We start from the raw sequence: 19250 nt of genomic DNA, 5'->3' as shown, positions 1-19250 counted from the left end.
TTCACCAAAGGCAAAAGGAGTCGAATTCATGCAGCGTAGCACCAAAATCGTCGCCACACTGGGTCCGGCATCAAATGATCCGGTAACGCTGGAGCGGCTGATCGCAGCAGGCGTGAATGTAGTCCGCCTGAATTTTTCTCATGGTGCTGCACAAGATCATATCAGTCGCGCTGCTGTAGTGCGCGATGTGGCCGCCAAACTGGGGGTGCCGGTTGGCATCATGGTGGATTTGCAGGGACCCAAGATTCGGGTCGGTAAGTTCGAAAAGAGCAAGATTACACTGAACAATGGTGACCGCTTCATTCTGGATGCCACCTGTGAGATGGGCAATCAGGAGCGGGCAGGGCTTGATTACAAGGAACTGCCAAATGATGTTGGGCCTGGGAACCTGCTGCTGTTGGATGATGGCCGTCTGGTGCTGGAAGTGCTGTCCGTCTCTGGCCCGGAAATCCATACGCTTGTGAAAATCGGTGGTGTGCTCTCCAATAACAAGGGGATCAACCGCCAGGGTGGCGGTCTTTCCGCCCCGGCACTGACAGCCAAGGATATGGATGACATCAAGGTCGCAGCGCAGCTGGAAGCCGATTATGTCGCGGTCTCCTTCCCCAAGAGCGGGGCTGATATGTATATGGCGCGGACCTTGCTGAAGGCTGCTGGGGGCAAAGGATTGTTGCTGGCCAAGGTCGAGCGTGCCGAGGCAATCGTCAATCTGGAAGAGGTGATTGAAGCATCTGATGGCATCATGGTGGCACGTGGTGATCTGGCAGTGGAAGTGGGAGATGCGGCTGTTCCTGCCTTGCAAAAACGCATGATCCGTTTGGCGCGTGACAAGAACAAGCTGACCATTACTGCCACGCAGATGATGGAGTCAATGATCACCAGTCCGGTGCCGACACGTGCCGAGGTATCTGACGTTGCCAATGCAGTGCTGGATGGGACGGATGCGGTGATGCTGTCAGCCGAGACGGCGGCTGGCAAATACCCCGTAGAGACAGTCGAAGCGATGGCGCGTGTGTGCCTGGAGGCTGAAAAGTCGTCCGATTATGTGCTGGACCGAGATTTCCTGCAGCGCGAATTCACACGGGTTGATCAATCGATCGCGATGGCAACGCTCTTTACCGCCAGTCATTTGAAGGTCAAGGCCATCGCGGCTTTGACACAGACAGGTTCGACAGCGCTATGGATGTCGCGTCTGAATTGTGGTGCACCGATCTATGCGTTGACACCGGAAGCCACGGCTTATCGCCGTATGTCCCTGTTCCGCGATGTGTTTCCGACCCACATGCCCTATCACGCCAAACACAGTGATGAGCTGATTCAGGAAGCGGAGCTGGAGTTGTTGCGTCAGGGGCTGGTACAGCCGGGTGACCTGGTGGTGATGACAGTCGGCGATATTGTTGGACAGGTGGGCCACACCAATACCATGAAGATCATCAAGATCGGCGAACGTCGCTGATCTCAGGTTTCATGCCATCTCCTTGTGGGGGCGCCAGGCCGGGGCGTGGGATGGTGTGATCGGCCGACGTGAGGGGCGCCGGGCATTTGCCCGGCGCGTCCAAACGTTATTGTTGATCGGATAATAAATTCGTTCTTCCATTCTTTTAAAAATCCCTGCAATCCTATATTTCTTGCGCTTTCAGGCAAGATTGGCCGTTCAGTCTTTATTTAATATTTGATTCTGGTTATTTCCAGTCCCAGTGGGTTGAATTAGAATGCCCGCCCCCTGAAGGTCAATTGGTTTGCCGTCAGGTTGTACAAGTAACAGGGATTGGAAAATGAAAAAATTGATGATGACCATGTCGATCAGCGCGGCATTGGTTTCGGCTCCCGCAATGGCAGATGAAGCTAAAGCAGGGCGTTCCTTTTTTGGCCTGGTCAGCACCGGTATTACCTATGGTGGCGACACGATGGGCTACATGGAATATACCAATGGTTCGCGGGCTGATCTCAAAGGCGGTGGTTTGTTCCAGCTGGGTGGCGGATTCATGTTTCGTCCCCACGGGGCGCCTTATTCGTTGATAGGGACCATCAACTATCATGTGGATCGGGCCAATGCCAAAAATGGTGAGGCGACATTTGATCGCAAACCACTGGAATTGATCGGTTATTACCATCTGGATCGCAACTGGCGAATTGGTGCCGGCGTTCGCCGTGTATTGGACCCGAAACTAAAAATGGAATTGGATGGCCGTCATCTGGATGTCGACTACAAAGACACCACAGGGATGGTGATGGAGGTCGGTTATGGTGTCGACCGCGCCTGGGCTGGTCTACGCTATGTCCATGAACAATACGAAGCCAAGCATTTCAATCGTCTGGGCCGCCCGCAAGAAACACAAAACTTGGGCAAACAGGATGGTTCACATGTTGGCTTGATCGGCTATTTTGCATTCTGATGTGAATGCTTAATGGCAACTTTGCCAAAAAAAACGGCTGCTTGGATGGCAGCCGTTTTTTATGAGGCAGGATACAGGTCAATGGTAACCCATGCCTTGTTCTACCAAACCAATGAGCAGGTGAATCACCTTGATGTGAATTTCCTGAATCCGGTCGGCATAGCCAAAATGTGGCACGATGATTTCCACATCAGCCAATCCCTTCATTTTCCCGCCGTCCTTACCGGACAGCACAATGACCTTCATGTCACGTTTGCGAGCGGCTTCAATGGCCAACATCACATTGCGGGAGTTACCGCTGGTAGAGATGGCCAACAATACATCTCCTTCTTGACCAACGGCTTCCACATAACGGGAAAACACATGATCAAAGCCGTAATCATTCCCTACGCAAGTCAAATGAGCCGGGTCGGAGATGGCCAATGCAGCCAGGGCAGGACGGTCATCACGGTAGCGGCCGGACAGTTCCTCGGCAAAATGCATGGCATCGCAATGAGAACCACCATTGCCGCAGGAGATGACCTTGTTGCTTGCCTTGAAGCGTTCGACAAGCAACTGTGCCGCATCGTTGATAGCTTGTACTTGTGCTGGATCGGACAAGAAGCGGTTCAGCAACTCGGCCGCTTCGTTCAATTGTTTGAGAATCTCGTTCTGATACATGCGTGAGATGGCCGGTTTTAGCCCAACCATGTGAGGTCATTGGGGGAGCACACATTGTAACCTATCCGACACCGCTTGGCCGCGATCTGCCCGCATTCGCAACGATTGGTCCTTTGACCAGTTTGTGTGGCCACGCTATAGTTTGGGCCATTGTCGATATTTGATGTCACCCGCCTGTGTCTGCTGTCTTCAATCTCTCTGCCACGCGTCATATTGTTGCTTTGTCAGCCGCTGAACGAGTGGAATTGGGCTGCGCGGTCAAATCAAAAAAACAGATGCTCATCTGATGGGCTGCTGTGTCCGTCAGGTGAGCTACCGGGCGGGTAATGTGGTCTTCCAACCTTCTTTCCTCCTGAACCAGTGTGCTCCTGACGGGTCGATATGGCGATTGCTGCCGGCGATTGGCAGCGGGGCGTGCTATCAACAATGAAATAATCGAAAGCCTTGGCCGGATTGCCCGGATAAGGCCTGCAAACGGGAGAAGAAAATGCGAGCTTTGGAAGGCATCTGGGTACCCATGATTACGCCGTTTCAACACGGTCACCTGGATTTGGATGCGGCAGTCAGCGTGGTCAAGCATCTGCTGGCCGGCGGTGTGCACGGTATTATCGTCTGTGGTACGACAGGTGAGGCCGCCACGTTATCGACGGATGAAAAGCACCTGCTTTTAAAAACCGTAATTGAAACCGTTGCCGGAAGGGCGGGTGTCGCAATGGGCGTGGCCGGTAACGATACGCAGACGGTTGTGGCGGATGTGGTGGCATTGACGGGTTTTGCGCTGGATGCATTGCTGGTTTCCGCGCCCTATTATGTACGCCCCGCACAGGAGGGGATTCGACTGCATTTTGAGGCAGTTGCCGCTGCGACCACCTTACCGATCATCATCTACAACATTCCCTACCGTACGGGTGTCAATATCGAAGTTGGCACGCTCAAGCAGCTGGCGCGTAATCCACAGTTTGCGGCAATCAAGGAAAGCGGGGCCGGCAATATGCCGCAAATGATGGATATCATCGGCGAGACACCACTCAAGGTATTGAGCGGTGAAGACAACCTGATCTTCCCGTTGCTGGCGTTGGGGGGGCATGGTGCAATTGCCGCTGCGGCGCATATTCACCCTGAACTTTATGTGGAACAGTACCAAGCGGTGCAACAAGGCAACTATGATTTGGCACGGGCTTTACATTTTGCATTGCGGCCATTGGTCAAGGCGTTGTTTTCTGAGCCGAATCCTGGCCCGGTCAAGGCTGCATTGGCCATGCAAGGTTTGATACAGGATGAATTACGTTTGCCGATGACCACTGTCACCGAAGCATGTCGGGAGCGAATCTCCGCAGCGCTGGGCGAATTGGACAAGGCGCTGGCCAACCTGCCCGTTTCGAATTGATCAGCAGTATCAGGCGGACGCAATACCCCAACGACCAATGTGCTGTTGGGGTATTGTATTTAGAGCCGCTAACAAAACCCAGCGAAGTGATTCTGGTTAGGTGTGCAAACGAAGGCAGTACGTGAGTACGACAAGTTTGCACAACAACACCAGAAGGATTTTGTTAGCGGCTCTTAGTCGTGGATGGGGTGTCGGACTGGCCGCTTGACAGCTTGCTTGAAATTTTCCTGCCGTGGTGAAAAAGCCAGGTTGCGGATAGTCGCATCCCATTGCAATGGTTGTCGAGTGTAGGGATCGATGCACCCCAATGCAATCAGTGCTGCGGGTGTTGTCTGTGCTAGAGTCAGGCCAAGCAGTTGCGCGCGGTTGACCCGGATTTGTTCTTTCAGATCAATGATGTTTCGGTAGTGGTTGTTGAATGACAGATGGCTGGCTGAAGCCAGTATTTTGCCAAGATAGTTATGTTGTGCGATTGCTGCATGATGCAGCTTGCTTTCCGCCACCAGAAAGCTATAGGCAGGCGTCTTTGCATCTGAAATGGTGATTCGGATGTCAGATGAAAAATGTGGCTGTGTCGATAACAGCCGGTATTGCTCAAGCCATTCTGCATGCTGTGTCAGCGTGTGCGCTACCGTTTCTGTTTGTGTCTGCCAGGTTTGCAAACAAACGCCCTGATGTTTTTCAGGACAAGGCAGGAGGGTACTGAGTGGTGCTGACAGTAGCGCGGAATCCGGGTGTTTCCTGCTGCTTGCAGGCTGGGTGTCTGCTGCCATCTGCTGAAGCCGCTCGGTACCCAGTCGTACCATGTCCTCCTTTTGTGCGGCATCCATGCCGACAACCATTGGGTAACCATTGTTGTCAGTATAAGGATAGGGCGATTCAGCCATCAGTGTTTTTGGCTGTACGAAATGATTGCTAGTGGCAGGGGCATCAGGCTGCTCGGTGAAGGCGCAACCTGATATACAGGCAAGGATGTTACAGAACGGCTTCCTGCTTTTTTTCCTCCTGCTGTTGCAGTGCCCACATCTGTGCGTAGTGGCCTTGCCGCTCCAGCAACTCGCGATGAGTGCCACGTTCTACTATGCGACCATGATCCATCACGATGATCTGGTCAGCATCCGCAATGGTAGAGAGCCGATGGGCAATGACCAGAGTGGTCCGGTCTTGCGAGATGGTTTTCAATTCGGCCTGGATGGCTTTTTCGGTACGTGAATCCAGTGCCGAGGTGGCTTCATCGAAGATCAGGATTGGTGGGTTCTTCAGGATGGTGCGGGCAATGGCCACTCGTTGCTTCTCGCCGCCAGACAACTTCAGGCCGCGCTCGCCGACCGTCGTGTCGTAACCATCTGGCAGTCTGCTGATGAAGTCGTGAATATGGGCTGACTTGGCTGCCTCGATGATTTCTTCATGCGTGGCGTCTGGGTGACCATAGGCAATGTTGTAATAAATGGTGTCATTGAAGAGAACAGTATCCTGCGGCACGATACCAATATGGCTGCGCAGGCTGGTTTGAGTCAGATCACGTAAGTCGTGCCCGTTGAGTGCGATGTGACCGGAATTAACGTCATAGAAACGGAACAGCAGCCTTGACAGTGTCGATTTGCCCGCGCCGGAACTACCGACCACCGCCACGGTTTTACCCGCGGGGATGTCGAAGCTGACATCATGCAGAATCTGTCGTTTGTTTTCGTAGCCAAAATCCACCTGCTCAAAGCGAATCGATGCGTGATCGGTGGCCAGTGTGATGGCATTGGGTTTGTCTTCCACTTCGGTGTGTTCATTTAGCAAGGCAAACATCTTTTCCATATCGGCCAGCGAGTGTTTGATCTCGCGATAGACAAAACCCAGGAAGTGCAATGGGGCATAAAGCTGGATCAGAAACGCGTTGACCAGTACCAAGTCACCTAGTGTCATGGTGCCATTGACCACACCGTTGGCGGCCAGTGCCATCAGGATGGTGACGCCAACTGCGATGATGGCGCTTTGACCTGCATTCAAGGCAGCCAGCGACACTTGGTTGCGGACCGCCGCATTTTCCCAACGTGACAGCGCTTCGTCATAACGGCTTGCCTCCCAATGTTCGTTGCCAAAATATTTGACGGTTTCATAGTTCAGCAGGCTGTCGATCGCCTTGGTGTTGGCCTTTGAGTCCATGTCATTCATGGTGCGACGGAACACCATCCGCCATTCAGTCACCAACAATGTGAAGCCGATATAGACCGCAATTGTGCCAATCGTCGTCACGGTGAACCAGATGTCGTATTTCACCAGCAGGATGGCGGTGACGAACGCGATTTCAATCAGCGTCGGCAAAATGTTGAACAATGTGAAATTCAGCAGAAATGCAATGCCACGGGTGCCACGTTCAATGTCCCGGCTCATGCCGCCGGTCTGCCGTGCCAGATGAAAGCGCAGGCTAAGCCGGTGCAGATGGTTGAATACCTTCAAGGCGATCGACCGAATCGCACCTTGTGTTACCTTGGCAAACACTGCATCCCGCAGCTCGCCAAAGGCGCTGGATGCAAGCCTCAACAAGCCGTAGCCAACGATCAGTACGACAGGCAGGGTAACAAGGGCCTGTTTGGTATCCAGATGGTCGACAATTTCCTTCAACATCAGCGGAACGCTGACGGTGGCCACTTTGGCCAGCACCAGGCAGCTCAGGGCAATGGTGACCCGCCATTTGTATTGCCAAAGGTAAGGAAGCAACGTGCGGATGGTTTGCCAGTCATTGCGTGGCAGGGGGTGTTGAGGGTTGGTTTGCATGGTGTTCTCGGGCGGTGGACTGCAGTGACGGGTCCGGATTGAGGGCGACTTCTCATACTATAGAACTCGCAAATATGGGCAGAACCGAGAATAACAAGCCAGTATTGGGCTGCATGCCAGACTGAATAAGGCTTGTGCTATATTGCTTCGATACCAATTTCATCGCCAGATGGTCGCCGGCATATCGGCTGAATACCGTGTGAAGGTGGTATGAAACAGACTGTTGGACGATGTGATGACAGGAAAAATCAGGAGACGATATGATTTGGTTGATACTGGAGGCGGGAATTGCCTTGGCATTGGCAGTTTTTATCGTATGGTGGACGCTGCCACGCAAACCCAAGGACAAATAAGCAGGATGCTCGTGTTGGCGAGCTGCAGATGTGCCTGGCGTCGGTGGTTACAGCATGCCAGCATCCAGCCCGTAATAGGTTTTGATATGCTGTGGCGTCAGGCCATCATTGGTTAGTGCGCCGAATACATTCTTGAGTACCATTCGATCTTCTTCATTGTTGTCCCAAACCGCACCGCCAGCCAGCTTGACTGCCGCAATCATCATCCGGCGCTTGGCCGAGCCAACACCGTTGCGGCGCAATAGGTCTTCCAGCGTGTCATCCGCATTATCGCGGCTGATGGCGTGACCGGCGATGTGGTGAGTGTAGTACAGCCAGTCGTGAACCAGCGCTGGCGCCATCACATCCGGGTGAAAGGGCGTGTAGGTGACTTGCCAGGCTAAGGCGGGTACCGATGCCCCATCATAATGAAAATGACTTGGGATGTTGACCAAACCAAATGGGGTGTCGATTTCGTAGTCGGCCAATAGGCGATAGTGTTCGGCTTCAGGCCAGGGACTCAGTTGTGGTTGTTTGGCTAGCATCGTCAATCCTTCATGAGGTTGATGGAAGTACCCATTCTTTGCAGATCGGGTGCTGTTTTGCTTTTAACCCAATTTAGAGCCGCCATCAAAACCCCGTAAAATCAGTTCCGGTTAGGTGTGATGCGAAACCATACGGAGATACGGTAAGGTTATGCAACGCCACCAGGGGACCAGTGCTTGGTAACAGTAAAACCGTACCAGGCTGCTGATGGCTGGTAGTGTGGTTCAGTTTGAACGCCGGGTTTCGGTGATGGTCGAGATGGGAACTTGGCCGGATGTAAACCGGCCAAGCCGGTAGGTTATTGCCATATTGGCGTCAGTGCAGGGTTCTCGGAATCGACAGTACAAATTCCGGAATCTCGGCTTCGAATGGTATGCCGTCCTCCGCCACCATCTGGTAACGACCATGCATGGTACCAACCGGGGTGCCCAGTGATATACCGCTGGTGTACTCAAAGCTTTGCCCGGGCTTGAGTATGGGTTGTTCACCAATCACACCCAGGCCACGTATTTCCTGCACACTGCCAGTGGCATCGGTGATGACCCAATAGCGGCTGATCAGCTTGGCTGCGGTCTCACCGGTATTGGTCATGCGGATATGGTAGGCGAACACATACTGATCAGCCTGTTCATCCGATTGTTCTTGCAGGTAGGCTGATTCAGCTTCAATGTCAATGCGGTATTTATTCGATTCACTCATAGTGCCGCATTGCACAACAAAACGCTCGGCAGGGCAAGCGGTTTGCGTATCAGGCTGAATGGCATGTGTTACGCGATGCATCATATTTGTTCACGCAAATTTACGGGGCAGTCGAGTCAAGCCGATGCATTGCGGTAAAATGCTGTTTTCTGTCGACACCGTGGATGCCCCTCCCATGCGCAACTTCCGTATTGCTCCCTCGATTCTGTCTGCCAATTTTGCCAAGCTGGGTGAAGAAGTCACCGCGGTAATCGATGCCGGCGCCGATATCATTCATTTTGACGTTATGGATAATCACTATGTGCCCAATCTGACCATTGGCCCTATGGTATGCGAAGCAATTCGCCCAATCACCCGTGCCCCGATCGATGTGCATTTGATGGTGAAACCAGTTGACACTTTGGCTACCATGTTTGCTAAGGCGGGCGCAGATATCATCACCTTCCATCCGGAAGCATCAGAACATGTCGATCGTACTCTGGGGGTGATCAAGGAAGCCGGCTGTAAGGCGGGGCTGGTGTTCAATCCAGCCACACCGCTTCATTATATGGATTACATCATGGACAAATTGGACATGGTGCTGTTGATGTCAGTCAACCCTGGTTTCGGTGGGCAAAAGTTTATTTCTGGTACGTTGGACAAGCTGCGTGAAGCGCGTCGCCGTATTGACGAATACACGGCCAGAACTGGCCGGGAAATCTGGCTGGAGATCGATGGTGGCGTGAAGGTTGACAACATTGCCGAAATTGCCCGTGCCGGGGCTGATACCTTTGTGGCTGGCTCGGCAATTTACAACACGCCGGATTACAAGGCTACTATCAACGCTATGCGTACTGAATTGGCCAGGGTGGCAGGTTGACCCATGCGCTGCTATGTGATTACCGGGGCATCACGAGGATTGGGCCTGGCATTGGTGCAGCAACTGGCGCAGGCAGGCCATCATCTGATCTGCCTGGCACGGCACGAAAGTGAGATGCTGAAGGTCGCAGGGCAGACCGCTGCCAGTTATCGATTCATCAAACAGGATCTGGCCGATACTGTTGCTGTTACCCAACTGGCGGAAGAGCTGTTTGGCTCTTTGGCGGCTATGCAATGGCAAGGTATCTATCTGATCAATAATGCAGGGATGTTGGCTCCTATCGCCAAGGCGGGCGATTACGATGACAGCGCATTGCAACAGGCAGTGGCTGTCAACCTGTTGGCACCCATTCAGCTGGCCAATGCGCTGATTCGTGCTTTCCGCGGATTGGCGTGTGACAAACGGGTGATGAATATTTCCTCAGGTGCAGCGCGCAAGCCTTATCAGGGATGGAGTGCTTACTGTACGACCAAGGCAGGATTGGATCACTATACCCGTTGTGTCGGTGCCGAGCAGGTTGGCGTGTCGCATGGCGTACACATGGTATCCATTGCGCCGGGCGTGGTCGATACCGATATGCAGGGGCTGATTCGCCAGGCTTCGTCTGAACAGTTCCCGTTACTGGAGCAGTTCAAGCAATATCAGGCCAGCGGTGGTTTGGCCAAACCGGAGCAAGTTGCACAAAAGCTGATTGCGGTCTTGCACAGTGAACGATGCGGCTTCGGTGATTTGCTCGATATCCGGGATGTGGCATGACTGGCCAAGTGTTGATTCGCCACCCAGCGCAGCGTGATGCTGAGCCACTTCGGCAATTTATTGAAACACACTGCGCCAATGGTTTTGATGTGGCGACGGCTTGGCGCGTGCTGACGGAAGTCTCGACTACCAGTGAGGATGTATTTGAGCTTTATCAGCACGGGAGGCTATCGGCCGTATTGACATTGGTACCGACTGGCTTTGGTGCTGCCATGATGGATTTACTTGGTTGGGATGGCCAATCGTTCGACGATGATGCCAAAATCCGGCTATTGAAAGCACTCACCAGACGCGCCCAAACTCAAGGCTGCAATGCCATTGAATTAGGTGTCGAGCAATGGCTGCTCGATTCAATCGGGCTATTGCAACAAATGGGGTTCACGCCGCATTTCACGCTGTATGGCATGAGTCGGCCGGCCGATTTGCCCTGTATGGTTTATACGCCGCCAGTACCGTTGACCTGGCGACGTTGTACCGAGGCAGATCTTGAACCCTATTACCAAATGCTCAAGCGCACCTTTGTTCATCCCGGCGTGGTGATTCCTTCGTTTGAGTCGACCGCCACTCATCAGCGCCAAACCCCGGGTTGGGTATTGGCGGACGGTCACCGCCTGGCGGGCTTTGTCAATGTAAAGACATACCAGCAGGCTGGTAGGTCTATTGGAGAAGTGGCCTCCATTGGTCGGGATCCGGATTACCAGAGTTACCATCTGGGAGAAGTGTTGATGAGCAAGGCATTGACTGAGCTCCAGCAACAGCCGTTGGATGAAATCACCTTGGTGATGACTGCGAGCAATCAACGTGCATTGGCGCTTTATCAACGGTTTGATTTCGCCGTCAGTGACGAAACTGATTTCTATCGAAAGGTACTATGACTCGACCAATCATCTGTGCTGTTGCCCTTGATCTGGATGGCACTTTACTCGATACCATCACGGATCTCGCCGGTGCGGCCAATGCCATGCGCCAGCAGTTGGGTTTTGACCCGTTGCCACTTGAGCGTGTCAAGACCTATGTCGGTGATGGTATGGTCAGTCTGGTCAAGCGAACCTTGGCTGACCAGCGTGATGGTGAGCCAACCGAGGCCTTGTTCGAGCAGGGGGTTAGCTTGTTCAAATCATGCTATGACCAGATGCTGCATGATGCGACCAAGGCTTATCCAGACGTGGACGCAGGTTTGCAGCGAATGCAGGCAGTAGGGTTGCGATTGGCATGTATTACCAACAAGCCCAAACGGTTTACCGAACCGTTGCTGATTTCCACGGGTTTGGCACCGTTTTTTGAATTGATTCTGTCCGGTGATAGCTTGGCTGAGAAAAAACCACACCCGCTACCCTTGCAATATGCCTGCCAGTTTTTTGGTATACAGCCGGCAGCGATGGCCATGATCGGCGATTCCATCAACGATATCCTTGCCGCCAAAAAGGCTGGTTGCCTGAGCATTGCGGTACCCTATGGCTATCGCCACGAAGGCCCGGTTGAGGCGTTGGGCGCTGATTATGTAGTATCGGGGCTTGTCGAGGCTGCCGATTTATTGTTGAATATTGGCTCTACCTGATTTGGCTCATTGAGTACATACCATCCATCATGACCTTCCTGACAGACCGTTTGATTCAGCGTTGGCGATGGCGCCGATAACGTCTCGCTTCTTTGTCCCCATCCCAATCAAACTGATTCTGCAGGATCATCATGACTGAACAAGAATTCAGCGTACTGGCCGCGCACGGCTATAACCGCATCCCCGTTACCCTTGAACTGCTGGCTGATGTCGATACACCGTTGTCGGTGTACCTGAAACTGGCCAACAAGCCTTATTCCTACCTGTTGGAGTCTGTGGTGGGGGGCGAGCGTTTCGGTCGCTATTCCTTTATCGGTTTGCCCGCAAAAAAGCGTATCCGCGTGGTTGGCCGCCAAGTGACGGTAGAAACCGATGAAGGGGTGATTAACACCTTTGAAGGGGATCCGCTCACTTTCATCGAGCAATATCAAGCCCAGTTCAATGCTGCACCTACGTCAGGTCTACCTCGTTTCTGTGGGGGCCTGGTAGGGTACTTTGGCTACGAGACCATCCGCTATATTGAGCGCAAGTTGGCGAACGCGAGTAAGCCAGATCCAATCGGCACACCGGATATCTTCCTGTTGCAAAGCGAAGAATTGGCTGTGGTTGATAACCTCTCCGGCAAGCTCTATCTGATTGTCTATGCCGACCCATCCCAGCCAGATGCCTATATCCAGGCACAGAATCGGTTGCAGGCATTGCGTATGTTGCTTCGACAGCCGGTTGCGATTCCATTTCAGCATGGTACTGCCAAATCCCAGGCTGTATCTGAATGGGGCGAGACCAATTTCAAGTTGGCAGTGGATCGCGCCAAACAGTACATCTTCGACGGCGACATCATGCAGGTCGTGCTGGCACAGCGCATGCACATGCCATTTGCAGCCAGCCCGATCTCGCTCTACCGCGCATTACGTACGCTGAACCCCAGCCCTTACATGTTCTACTACGACTTTGGCAGCTTTCATGTAGTGGGGGCTTCACCGGAGATTCTGGTACGCAGGGAGCAAGATACCATCACTGTTCGCCCAATTGCCGGTACGCGCCCGCGCGGCAAGACCCGTGATGAGGATCTGGCATTGGCTGAAGAATTATTGAACGACCCGAAGGAAATTGCCGAGCACGTCATGTTGATGGACCTAGGTCGTAACGACGCAGGCCGGGTCGCGCAGACGGGCTCGGTCAAGGTTACCGACAACATGGTGATCGAGCGTTATTCGCATGTGATGCACATCGTCTCCAGTGTCGAGGGTAAGCTCAAGCCACACATTGGCAATATGGATGTGTTACGTGCCACTTTCCCGGCCGGCACCGTTTCCGGTGCGCCTAAGGTACGTGCAATGGAAATCATCGATGAACTGGAGCCGACCAAGCGCGGCATCTACTCCGGTGCTGTAGGCTACCTGGGTCTGAATGGTGACATGGATGTGGCGATTGCATTACGTACTGCTGTAATCAAGGATCAAACCCTTTATGTACAAGCGGGTGCAGGGATCGTGGCGGATTCCATTCCTGACAGCGAATGGCAGGAAACCCAGAACAAGGCACGTGCCGTAGTGCGTGCTGCGGAGATGGTACAAGCTGGCCTGGACGGTGAGTGAACAATACAGGCTGCAACCTCGCAGGAAGCGATTCGTGCTGCGATTGACAGGCTCGACGCGGACATCGTCATGTCGATTGCAGCGCGTGCTCACCATGTCCAGCAGGCAGCGGCCTTCAAACGAGATACCAACAAGGTACGAGTCCCGGCGCGTGTCGAGCAGATCATGGCCAGGGTATAAGCCTTGGCGCTGGCCAGCGATGTATCCCCTGATCTGATCGAAGTTGTTTATCGCACGATGATTCAGTAGTTCATCGAGCAAGACTTGCGTACCCACGTCAATCTGCAACAGTTGTAAGCAATACCGTCTAATTTGTCCGAACATGTTTGAGGTGACCGTATGAAGCGCATTATCTGTACTCTTCAGCACTGCCTGCTGGTATCCGCATTATTGGTAATGCCAATGGTTGCCATCGCGGGTCCTGATGCGTCCGAACCGGCAACACTGACCATGCGTTTTCAAGCCAGCATGCCGCCCGCCCCAAATGACTTTCAGCTGCAGTTTGTTGGTTATCAGGATACTCGTTGTCCAGCCGATGTCGTGTGTGCTGTAGCTGGCGAAGCACAAGCTATCTTCTGGCTCACCGGTGCCCGTATCCGACCACAATTGATTGCCTTGCACTGGAATGGTGGTGAGCCCAACTGGCGCCTTGCAGTACGTGCTGCGGGGCGGGAGTTTCTGTTACGGTCGTTGGAGCCGCGACCGTTGATTAACGGTACGGTCAACCCAGCTGACTACACTGCTGTTGTGGATGTGCGTAGCTACCATGCCCAGTCGAAAGCAGTCAGGAAATAGTAGCGATTGGCTTGATGCTGTAACCACAAGCCTGGTAAAGCTGTTCATTCAACATATCGCAACACCAGCAATTTTTGCTGGCGAATGATCTGACCAAGCAAATTGGGTAAATTGTCTTCCTCGTCGTGATTGGGATAAAGGCGTAGCAGAAAGTCGATCAGTTTATCAACCTGCACCTCATCAAGCTCATTGGGTCGGATGAAGGCGATATGTGATGCGCCCAATCCCATCAATCGATAGCCAAATTCCACCTCCATGTACTTAGCTAGTAGCCAGTTCTCAAACGGACTCAGATCGCACGAGAAGTAGCCATTTGGAAATGCGTACAGCGTTTCGTAGTTGTGTTTGACGGGTACCAGCAAGATATAGGGCGGCTGGTCAAGGATGGACAACAGATTCAGGTTTGCTGAAGTGAATTAGTCGGGAGTATCGTCGAACAGGTTGATGCCCTTTTTGTAGAGATCTTCCAGCGATACGCCATCACAGTGTTTGCGGAAATTGCCTTCGCGAATGAAAAATTCATCCTTGCTGGTCAGGTAGCCTTGATGTTCACCATCTTCAAAGCAGTCCGGCCCCAGTGAGGAAAGGTCGTAGTCTGCTGTATCGTCCAGATCATGTTTATGCTTGGTGTGCATCGAGGTATAACCCGCCTGGTCGATGTCATCCAACGTCAGCAACACGCGGTGGTCTGGATGTTTCTCCGCCAGTTGCAGATAGCCTGCGATCAGATCTTCATGGTTGTCGATGTGATTAAGCTGATAGCGGTCACATAGAAACTGTTCGCTATGAGTGGTGATCAGTGTATATTCCATTGTCTATCGTATGGTCGGTTCGTTGAATCAAAATTAATTCCGCCTGTTTCGTGGATATTTGGGCAAGCGGGTTAAGTTGTTCTGTTATGTGAGCTTACCCTTGATGATTGAAACATCAAGGATAGCCCGCCCCAGCTCCAGTAAGCATTAAGGCAGCCTCTGTGCCGACTTCTTGTGGAACTGGTACGTGATTGATGATGGTGAGTTGATATTTTCCTTTGGTGAAGTCGATATAACCGAATTGACGCGTTTTGGTCAGATCGCCACTACTGTCCACACAACGTGACTGAAAGCGATGGCTATGTAGTGTTTTCCCGTCCAGGGATGCAACCACCACTTCCATATCCAGTGCAGCACCGGTTTCCCGTTTTTCAGCTTCAGATAAGGTGGCGTAGCGTGCTTCGTCTTTGCAGGCTTGGTGATGGGCGCCGGGTGCTTGGCCCGAGATGGCAGACTGTGCAGCCAGCTCCCGGTTCTGGAAGACGAATCGTAATTGGAACCGATAGCGTTCATCCATGGGGATGGAGACAACTTGTTGCAGGATGGTGCCGGTCTTGGATAGATCGACATGTGGTTTGTCCAATGCCTGATTGCTGAGGCATAGTCCTGATAGCCACATCAATAGGCCGGGAAAGGCTGATTTACAGAGGGCAAGCGTGGTCTCAGTCATGGGCAGTCACTTAGCCAGGGGCAGGCTTGCCATCTTATCGGATCATCTGGGGCTGTCAGAAGGATGATTGCTGTTTGGATGATGACGTATCGCTATTCGATACACCCAGTATCCGAGGGCGAGTCCAGCCACGTTGCATTTGGGTATTGGTGAATGGTGTCTATGACTGATTGAGCGGCGCTACGTTGCGCGCCGTCACTGCTCAAATCGATACTGGTGTATTCAGAAACAATGCGTTTTTGAGCTTATGAGACCAGTTAGTGGTATCAGTGCCCCGTCGCTTTACCGAATCGCGTCAACACATGCTGGCTGATACCACGTGCCAGCTCTTGCTCCCACAGGAAAACCTGCCCAATCTGATCTTGTTGCCACATGGCCGCTTCCTCATCGTTGTGCCCACGGAATACGATCTCGACTGTGGGATTGAGGGTTCGGGCAATTTCCACCATCTGTCTTGCCTTGAGCGAATCTGGTGCGGTGACGACCAGCATGCTGGCACGGGCGATATGGGCCTGGATCAGTACGGCAGGGTCTGATGCATCGCCGGACACGGCAGGGGTGTGGGTGGCGCGCAGTTGCTCGACCAGCTCTCGGTTCTGTTCGGCGACAACAAATGGAACTTGTTGCTCTCGAAGCGTTTTGGCAACCCGATGACCCACCCGGCCATAACCTACCAACACTACTTGACCAGTCAGCAGGGCGGGGTCCGTGGTCATGGGTAGTTCGGCAAGTGGGTCATCACGTTGTTCCAGGCGGCGGGCGAATTCAGATCGCATGCGGATCCAGGCCTGGGCTGGTTCGATGGCGGCAAACAACAGCGAATTGAGGGCTATCGAGATCAATGCACCTGCCAGGATCAGGCTTTGCCCAGCTGCGGGCAATAAGCCAAGTGACATACCCAACCCTGCCAGGATGAAAGAAAACTCACCAATCTGAGCCAGGCTGGCACCAACCGTCAGCGCGGTATTCAAGGGGTAGCGGAATGCCAGTACCAGCACAATGGCGGCAAGCGTCTTGCCAACGATAATGATGGCCGCAACAGTCAATACCTTGACCGGTTCCTGCAGCAGCACCTGTGGGTCGAACAACATACCGACTGATACAAAGAATAATACGGAGAACGCATCGCGCAACGGCAGGGATTCATCGGCAGCGCGATGGCTGAACTCGGATTCACGCATCATCATGCCGGCAAAAAAGGCGCCAAGCGCAAATGAAACATCGAACAAGACTGCCGAGCCATAAGCCACGCCAACAGCGGCGGAGATGACGCATAACGTGAATAACTCGCGTGACCCTGTGCGGGCTACCAACCATAACAGACGAGGGAACAACCGTTTACCGACCACCAGCATCAAGGCGATGAAGGTTGCTACTTTGGCAAAGGTAATGCCAATGGTCATCCATAAAGGCTGCATGGCAGATGTTGAGGCTGGGCTGTGGCCACCTAGTAAACCGGCCAGTGGTGGCAGCAGGACCAAAACCAGGACCATTACCAGATCCTCGACTACCAGCCAGCCGACAGCGATTCGACCATTCAATGATTCAAGTACGCCTTTTGATTCCAGTGCTCTAAGCAACACTACGGTGCTGGCTACCGACAACGCCAAGCCGAAAACCAGTGCGGCACCCAGGTTCCACCCCCACAACGCTGCGGTTCCCATACCCAGCGCAGTGGCCACGGCAATTTGCACAATGGCACCAGGGATGGCGATGCGTTTGACAGCCAGCAGATCTGCCAATGAGAAATGCAACCCCACACCAAACATCAGCAGCATCACCCCGATTTCTGCCAACTGGCCTGCCAGCTCCATATCGGCGACAAAGCCGGGTGTTGCTGGGCCGATCATGATGCCTGCCAACAGGTAACCCACCAGCGGGGGCATTTTTAGCCGAGAAGTGACATAACCGAAAATCATCGCCAAGCCAAAGCCGGCGGCGAGGGTGGTGATCAGGCTGACATCATGAGGCATAGGCAGTCTCGTAACGTGGAACAGGTTGATAGGGTAGGTCGTTGAATTGACCTGCTTACTGGGTAAAACGTTGCATGCCCGCACCATCTGGTCAGTACTACCATGTGTCAGCGGTGTGGGGTACTACCTGAATACAAAGCGACCTGTCTATCGTTTCCATCTGAAAAACGAATTAAACTGGCAGCCTGTATTAGTTTGTGACGAGCCCGCCTGGAGTCTCATGCCGCTTGACTATCTTTCTCAACTGACTGCACCGCAACGTAGTGCACGCGCCAATCTGCATCTGGGTCTTGCGCTGGCCTTCATTGCCGGGGCGTTGAATGCCGGGGGCTTTCTGGCGATTGGTCAATATACGTCCCACATGACTGGCATGCTGTCTTCTGCTGCCGATCATCTGGTATTGGGTCAAGTGATCATTGCGCTTGGGGCATTGTTGTCCATGGCTGCGTTTGTGGCCGGTGCCGCCACAACAGCACTATTGGTCAACTATACCAAGCGCAATCATCCACACAGCATCTATGCACCGACTTTGATGCTGGAGGCCTTGTTATTGCTATTGTTCGGCCTGATTGGTGGTGCCTTGTTGCCACATGAAATTGTCAGCACATCGCTGACTGCGATTCTATTGTGCTACATCATGGGTTTGCAAAATGCGCTGATCACCAAGATATCCAATGCCGAAATCCGTACAACACATGTCACAGGCTTGGTGACTGATATTGGTATCGAATTGGGCAAGCTGTGTTATTGGAACCAGCAACTGACTGGTGAAGATACCCAGCCGGTAGCGGCCAATCGCCGCAAACTACGCATTCACTTGGCCTTGGTGATCGCGTTCTTTCTGGGGGCGGTTCTTGGTGCTCTCGGTTTCAAGTTCGTGGGTTTTTCCGCCACCATTCCGCTCGCCATTGCACTGGTGGCGCTATCCTGCGCACACTTATTTCGTCATTGAGCACTCGCTCAAATCTTCCATTTTTCAGGCCTTGCATTATCTGTATCGGCCTCATATCGCGATATCAGGTGAGGCGCAAGATGGCGGCAAGGCCTCCGGAGCAACCGGCTTTTTCCTTGAGTACTCACCTGCATAAACCCTGACAGTAGGAATAGCAGGAAAGTTGCGTGGGCATGCCTTACTTTCTCGAAAAGTTGCACACCAACCAAGGCAATGCCAGAAAAGGTTTCTTCTATTTTTTGGAATATTATATAAATTTCAAAATAATGTATATATTTTTAATATTTTGATAAAGATCAAATATTGAACATTTTATGTGGTGATGAAATTCTGTTTCATTACAATCTGGTGCTGAAGTTTTGTGATGAAAATTTTTAAGAAAGTCACTATTTGTGACAGTGTAAATGAGTTTGTATCTGTAGTTTCGTAAGTTTTTAAAAGGTTTAAGTTTTTTTGTTTTTATGTAAAATCCGGCCGCTGCCATGACACGT

Annotated in this window: 20 protein-coding genes; 11 read left to right on the top strand and 9 right to left on the bottom strand. The window is 52.6% G+C overall.

Features of this window, described 5'->3' with window-relative positions; genetic code table 11:
• The first annotated feature begins 28 nt into the window (after nucleotides 1–28).
• Together pyk and FFS57_RS09685 are read left to right on the top strand one after the other, a co-directional pair.
• Nucleotides 29–1456 (top strand): pyruvate kinase, encoded by a 1428-nt coding sequence (gene pyk / locus FFS57_RS09690; RefSeq protein ID WP_137937585.1) that lies wholly within the window; start codon nucleotides 29–31, stop codon nucleotides 1454–1456.
• Nucleotides 1457–1775: 319 nt separating this feature from the next.
• Entirely contained in the window at nucleotides 1776–2396 is a 621-nt protein-coding gene (locus tag FFS57_RS09685) for a hypothetical protein (RefSeq protein WP_137937584.1), read from the top strand.
• Between the two features lie 78 nt (nucleotides 2397–2474).
• Here the strand turns inward: FFS57_RS09685 and lpcA are convergent, their stop codons facing one another.
• Nucleotides 2475–3056 (bottom strand): D-sedoheptulose 7-phosphate isomerase, encoded by a 582-nt coding sequence (gene lpcA, locus FFS57_RS09680; protein WP_137937620.1) that lies wholly within the window; start codon nucleotides 3054–3056, stop codon nucleotides 2475–2477.
• A gap of 487 nt (nucleotides 3057–3543) precedes the next feature.
• Here lpcA and dapA point away from each other — a divergent pair, with 487 nt between their 5' ends.
• Nucleotides 3544–4443: a 4-hydroxy-tetrahydrodipicolinate synthase gene (dapA, locus tag FFS57_RS09675; protein WP_137937583.1), complete on the top strand. Its 900-nt coding sequence runs from the start codon at nucleotides 3544–3546 to the stop codon at nucleotides 4441–4443.
• 173 nt (nucleotides 4444–4616) lie between these two features.
• On the opposite strand, the gene FFS57_RS09670 is transcribed toward dapA, so the two are convergent.
• From FFS57_RS09670 to apaG, 4 genes are all read right to left on the bottom strand, one after another.
• On the bottom strand, nucleotides 4617–5330 hold the full coding sequence (locus FFS57_RS09670; protein ID WP_137937582.1) for a hypothetical protein: 714 nt from the start codon (nucleotides 5328–5330) through the stop codon (nucleotides 4617–4619).
• Nucleotides 5331–5418: 88 nt separating this feature from the next.
• Nucleotides 5419–7209, bottom strand: coding sequence for an ABCB family ABC transporter ATP-binding protein/permease (locus FFS57_RS09665; protein ID WP_137937581.1), 1791 nt, complete (start codon nucleotides 7207–7209; stop codon nucleotides 5419–5421).
• A 400-nt stretch (nucleotides 7210–7609) separates the two neighbouring features.
• Complete coding sequence (locus FFS57_RS09660; protein WP_137937580.1) at nucleotides 7610–8086, bottom strand: DUF1353 domain-containing protein; 477 nt, start codon at nucleotides 8084–8086, stop codon at nucleotides 7610–7612.
• A 316-nt stretch (nucleotides 8087–8402) separates the two neighbouring features.
• On the bottom strand, nucleotides 8403–8786 hold the full coding sequence (gene apaG / locus FFS57_RS09655) for a Co2+/Mg2+ efflux facilitator ApaG/CorD (protein WP_137937619.1): 384 nt from the start codon (nucleotides 8784–8786) through the stop codon (nucleotides 8403–8405).
• A 175-nt stretch (nucleotides 8787–8961) separates the two neighbouring features.
• On the opposite strand from apaG, the gene rpe reads away from it, so the two are divergent.
• The 7 genes from rpe (at nucleotide 8962) to FFS57_RS09620 (ending at nucleotide 14352) form a co-directional block, all read left to right on the top strand.
• Nucleotides 8962–9645 (top strand): ribulose-phosphate 3-epimerase, encoded by a 684-nt coding sequence (gene rpe / locus FFS57_RS09650; RefSeq protein ID WP_137937618.1) that lies wholly within the window; start codon nucleotides 8962–8964, stop codon nucleotides 9643–9645.
• 3 nt (nucleotides 9646–9648) lie between these two features.
• Nucleotides 9649–10401 (top strand): (S)-benzoin forming benzil reductase, encoded by a 753-nt coding sequence (locus tag FFS57_RS09645; protein WP_137937579.1) that lies wholly within the window; start codon nucleotides 9649–9651, stop codon nucleotides 10399–10401.
• Complete coding sequence (locus FFS57_RS09640) at nucleotides 10398–11276, top strand: GNAT family N-acetyltransferase (protein WP_137937578.1); 879 nt, start codon at nucleotides 10398–10400, stop codon at nucleotides 11274–11276. Before FFS57_RS09645 ends, FFS57_RS09640 begins: the two co-directional genes overlap by 4 nt.
• Nucleotides 11273–11959 carry a phosphoglycolate phosphatase gene (locus tag FFS57_RS09635; RefSeq protein ID WP_137937577.1) on the top strand — a complete coding sequence of 229 codons (687 nt, stop codon included), beginning with the start codon at nucleotides 11273–11275 and terminating at the stop codon, nucleotides 11957–11959. Before FFS57_RS09640 ends, FFS57_RS09635 begins: the two co-directional genes overlap by 4 nt.
• A 131-nt stretch (nucleotides 11960–12090) precedes the next feature.
• Nucleotides 12091–13557, top strand: coding sequence for an anthranilate synthase component I (gene trpE, locus FFS57_RS09630; RefSeq protein WP_137937576.1), 1467 nt, complete (start codon nucleotides 12091–12093; stop codon nucleotides 13555–13557).
• Between the two features lie 3 nt (nucleotides 13558–13560).
• The gene (locus FFS57_RS25790; protein WP_349306726.1) at nucleotides 13561–13737 is read left to right on the top strand and encodes a chorismate mutase; all 177 of its coding nucleotides are present in this window, start codon (nucleotides 13561–13563) and stop codon (nucleotides 13735–13737) included.
• Between the two features lie 159 nt (nucleotides 13738–13896).
• The gene (locus FFS57_RS09620) at nucleotides 13897–14352 is read left to right on the top strand and encodes a hypothetical protein (RefSeq protein ID WP_137937575.1); all 456 of its coding nucleotides are present in this window, start codon (nucleotides 13897–13899) and stop codon (nucleotides 14350–14352) included.
• A 44-nt stretch (nucleotides 14353–14396) separates the two neighbouring features.
• Here FFS57_RS09620 and FFS57_RS09615 read toward each other — a convergent pair whose 3' ends face one another.
• The 4 genes from FFS57_RS09615 to FFS57_RS09600 form a co-directional block, all read right to left on the bottom strand.
• Nucleotides 14397–14744, bottom strand: a complete 348-nt coding sequence (locus tag FFS57_RS09615) for a hypothetical protein (RefSeq protein WP_137937574.1) — start codon at nucleotides 14742–14744, stop codon at nucleotides 14397–14399.
• A gap of 24 nt (nucleotides 14745–14768) precedes the next feature.
• The gene (locus FFS57_RS09610) at nucleotides 14769–15164 is read right to left on the bottom strand and encodes a hypothetical protein (RefSeq protein ID WP_137937573.1); all 396 of its coding nucleotides are present in this window, start codon (nucleotides 15162–15164) and stop codon (nucleotides 14769–14771) included.
• Between the two features lie 115 nt (nucleotides 15165–15279).
• Nucleotides 15280–15834 carry a DUF5625 family protein gene (locus FFS57_RS09605; RefSeq protein WP_137937572.1) on the bottom strand — a complete coding sequence of 185 codons (555 nt, stop codon included), beginning with the start codon at nucleotides 15832–15834 and terminating at the stop codon, nucleotides 15280–15282.
• Between the two features lie 266 nt (nucleotides 15835–16100).
• Nucleotides 16101–17807, bottom strand: a complete 1707-nt coding sequence (locus FFS57_RS09600) for a cation:proton antiporter domain-containing protein (RefSeq protein WP_137937571.1) — start codon at nucleotides 17805–17807, stop codon at nucleotides 16101–16103.
• A gap of 220 nt (nucleotides 17808–18027) precedes the next feature.
• Between FFS57_RS09600 and FFS57_RS09595 the strand changes: the two genes are divergently transcribed.
• Nucleotides 18028–18759 (top strand): YoaK family protein, encoded by a 732-nt coding sequence (locus FFS57_RS09595; protein ID WP_137937570.1) that lies wholly within the window; start codon nucleotides 18028–18030, stop codon nucleotides 18757–18759.
• The last annotated feature ends 491 nt before the right edge of the window (nucleotides 18760–19250 follow it).

Source organism: Chitinivorax sp. B, from assembly GCF_005503445.1.
In the GTDB taxonomy this organism is placed as follows: Bacteria; Pseudomonadota; Gammaproteobacteria; order Burkholderiales; family SCOH01; genus Chitinivorax.
The sequence above is the reverse complement of the archived record's forward strand: the minus strand, read 5'-3'. Positions and strand labels throughout refer to the sequence as shown.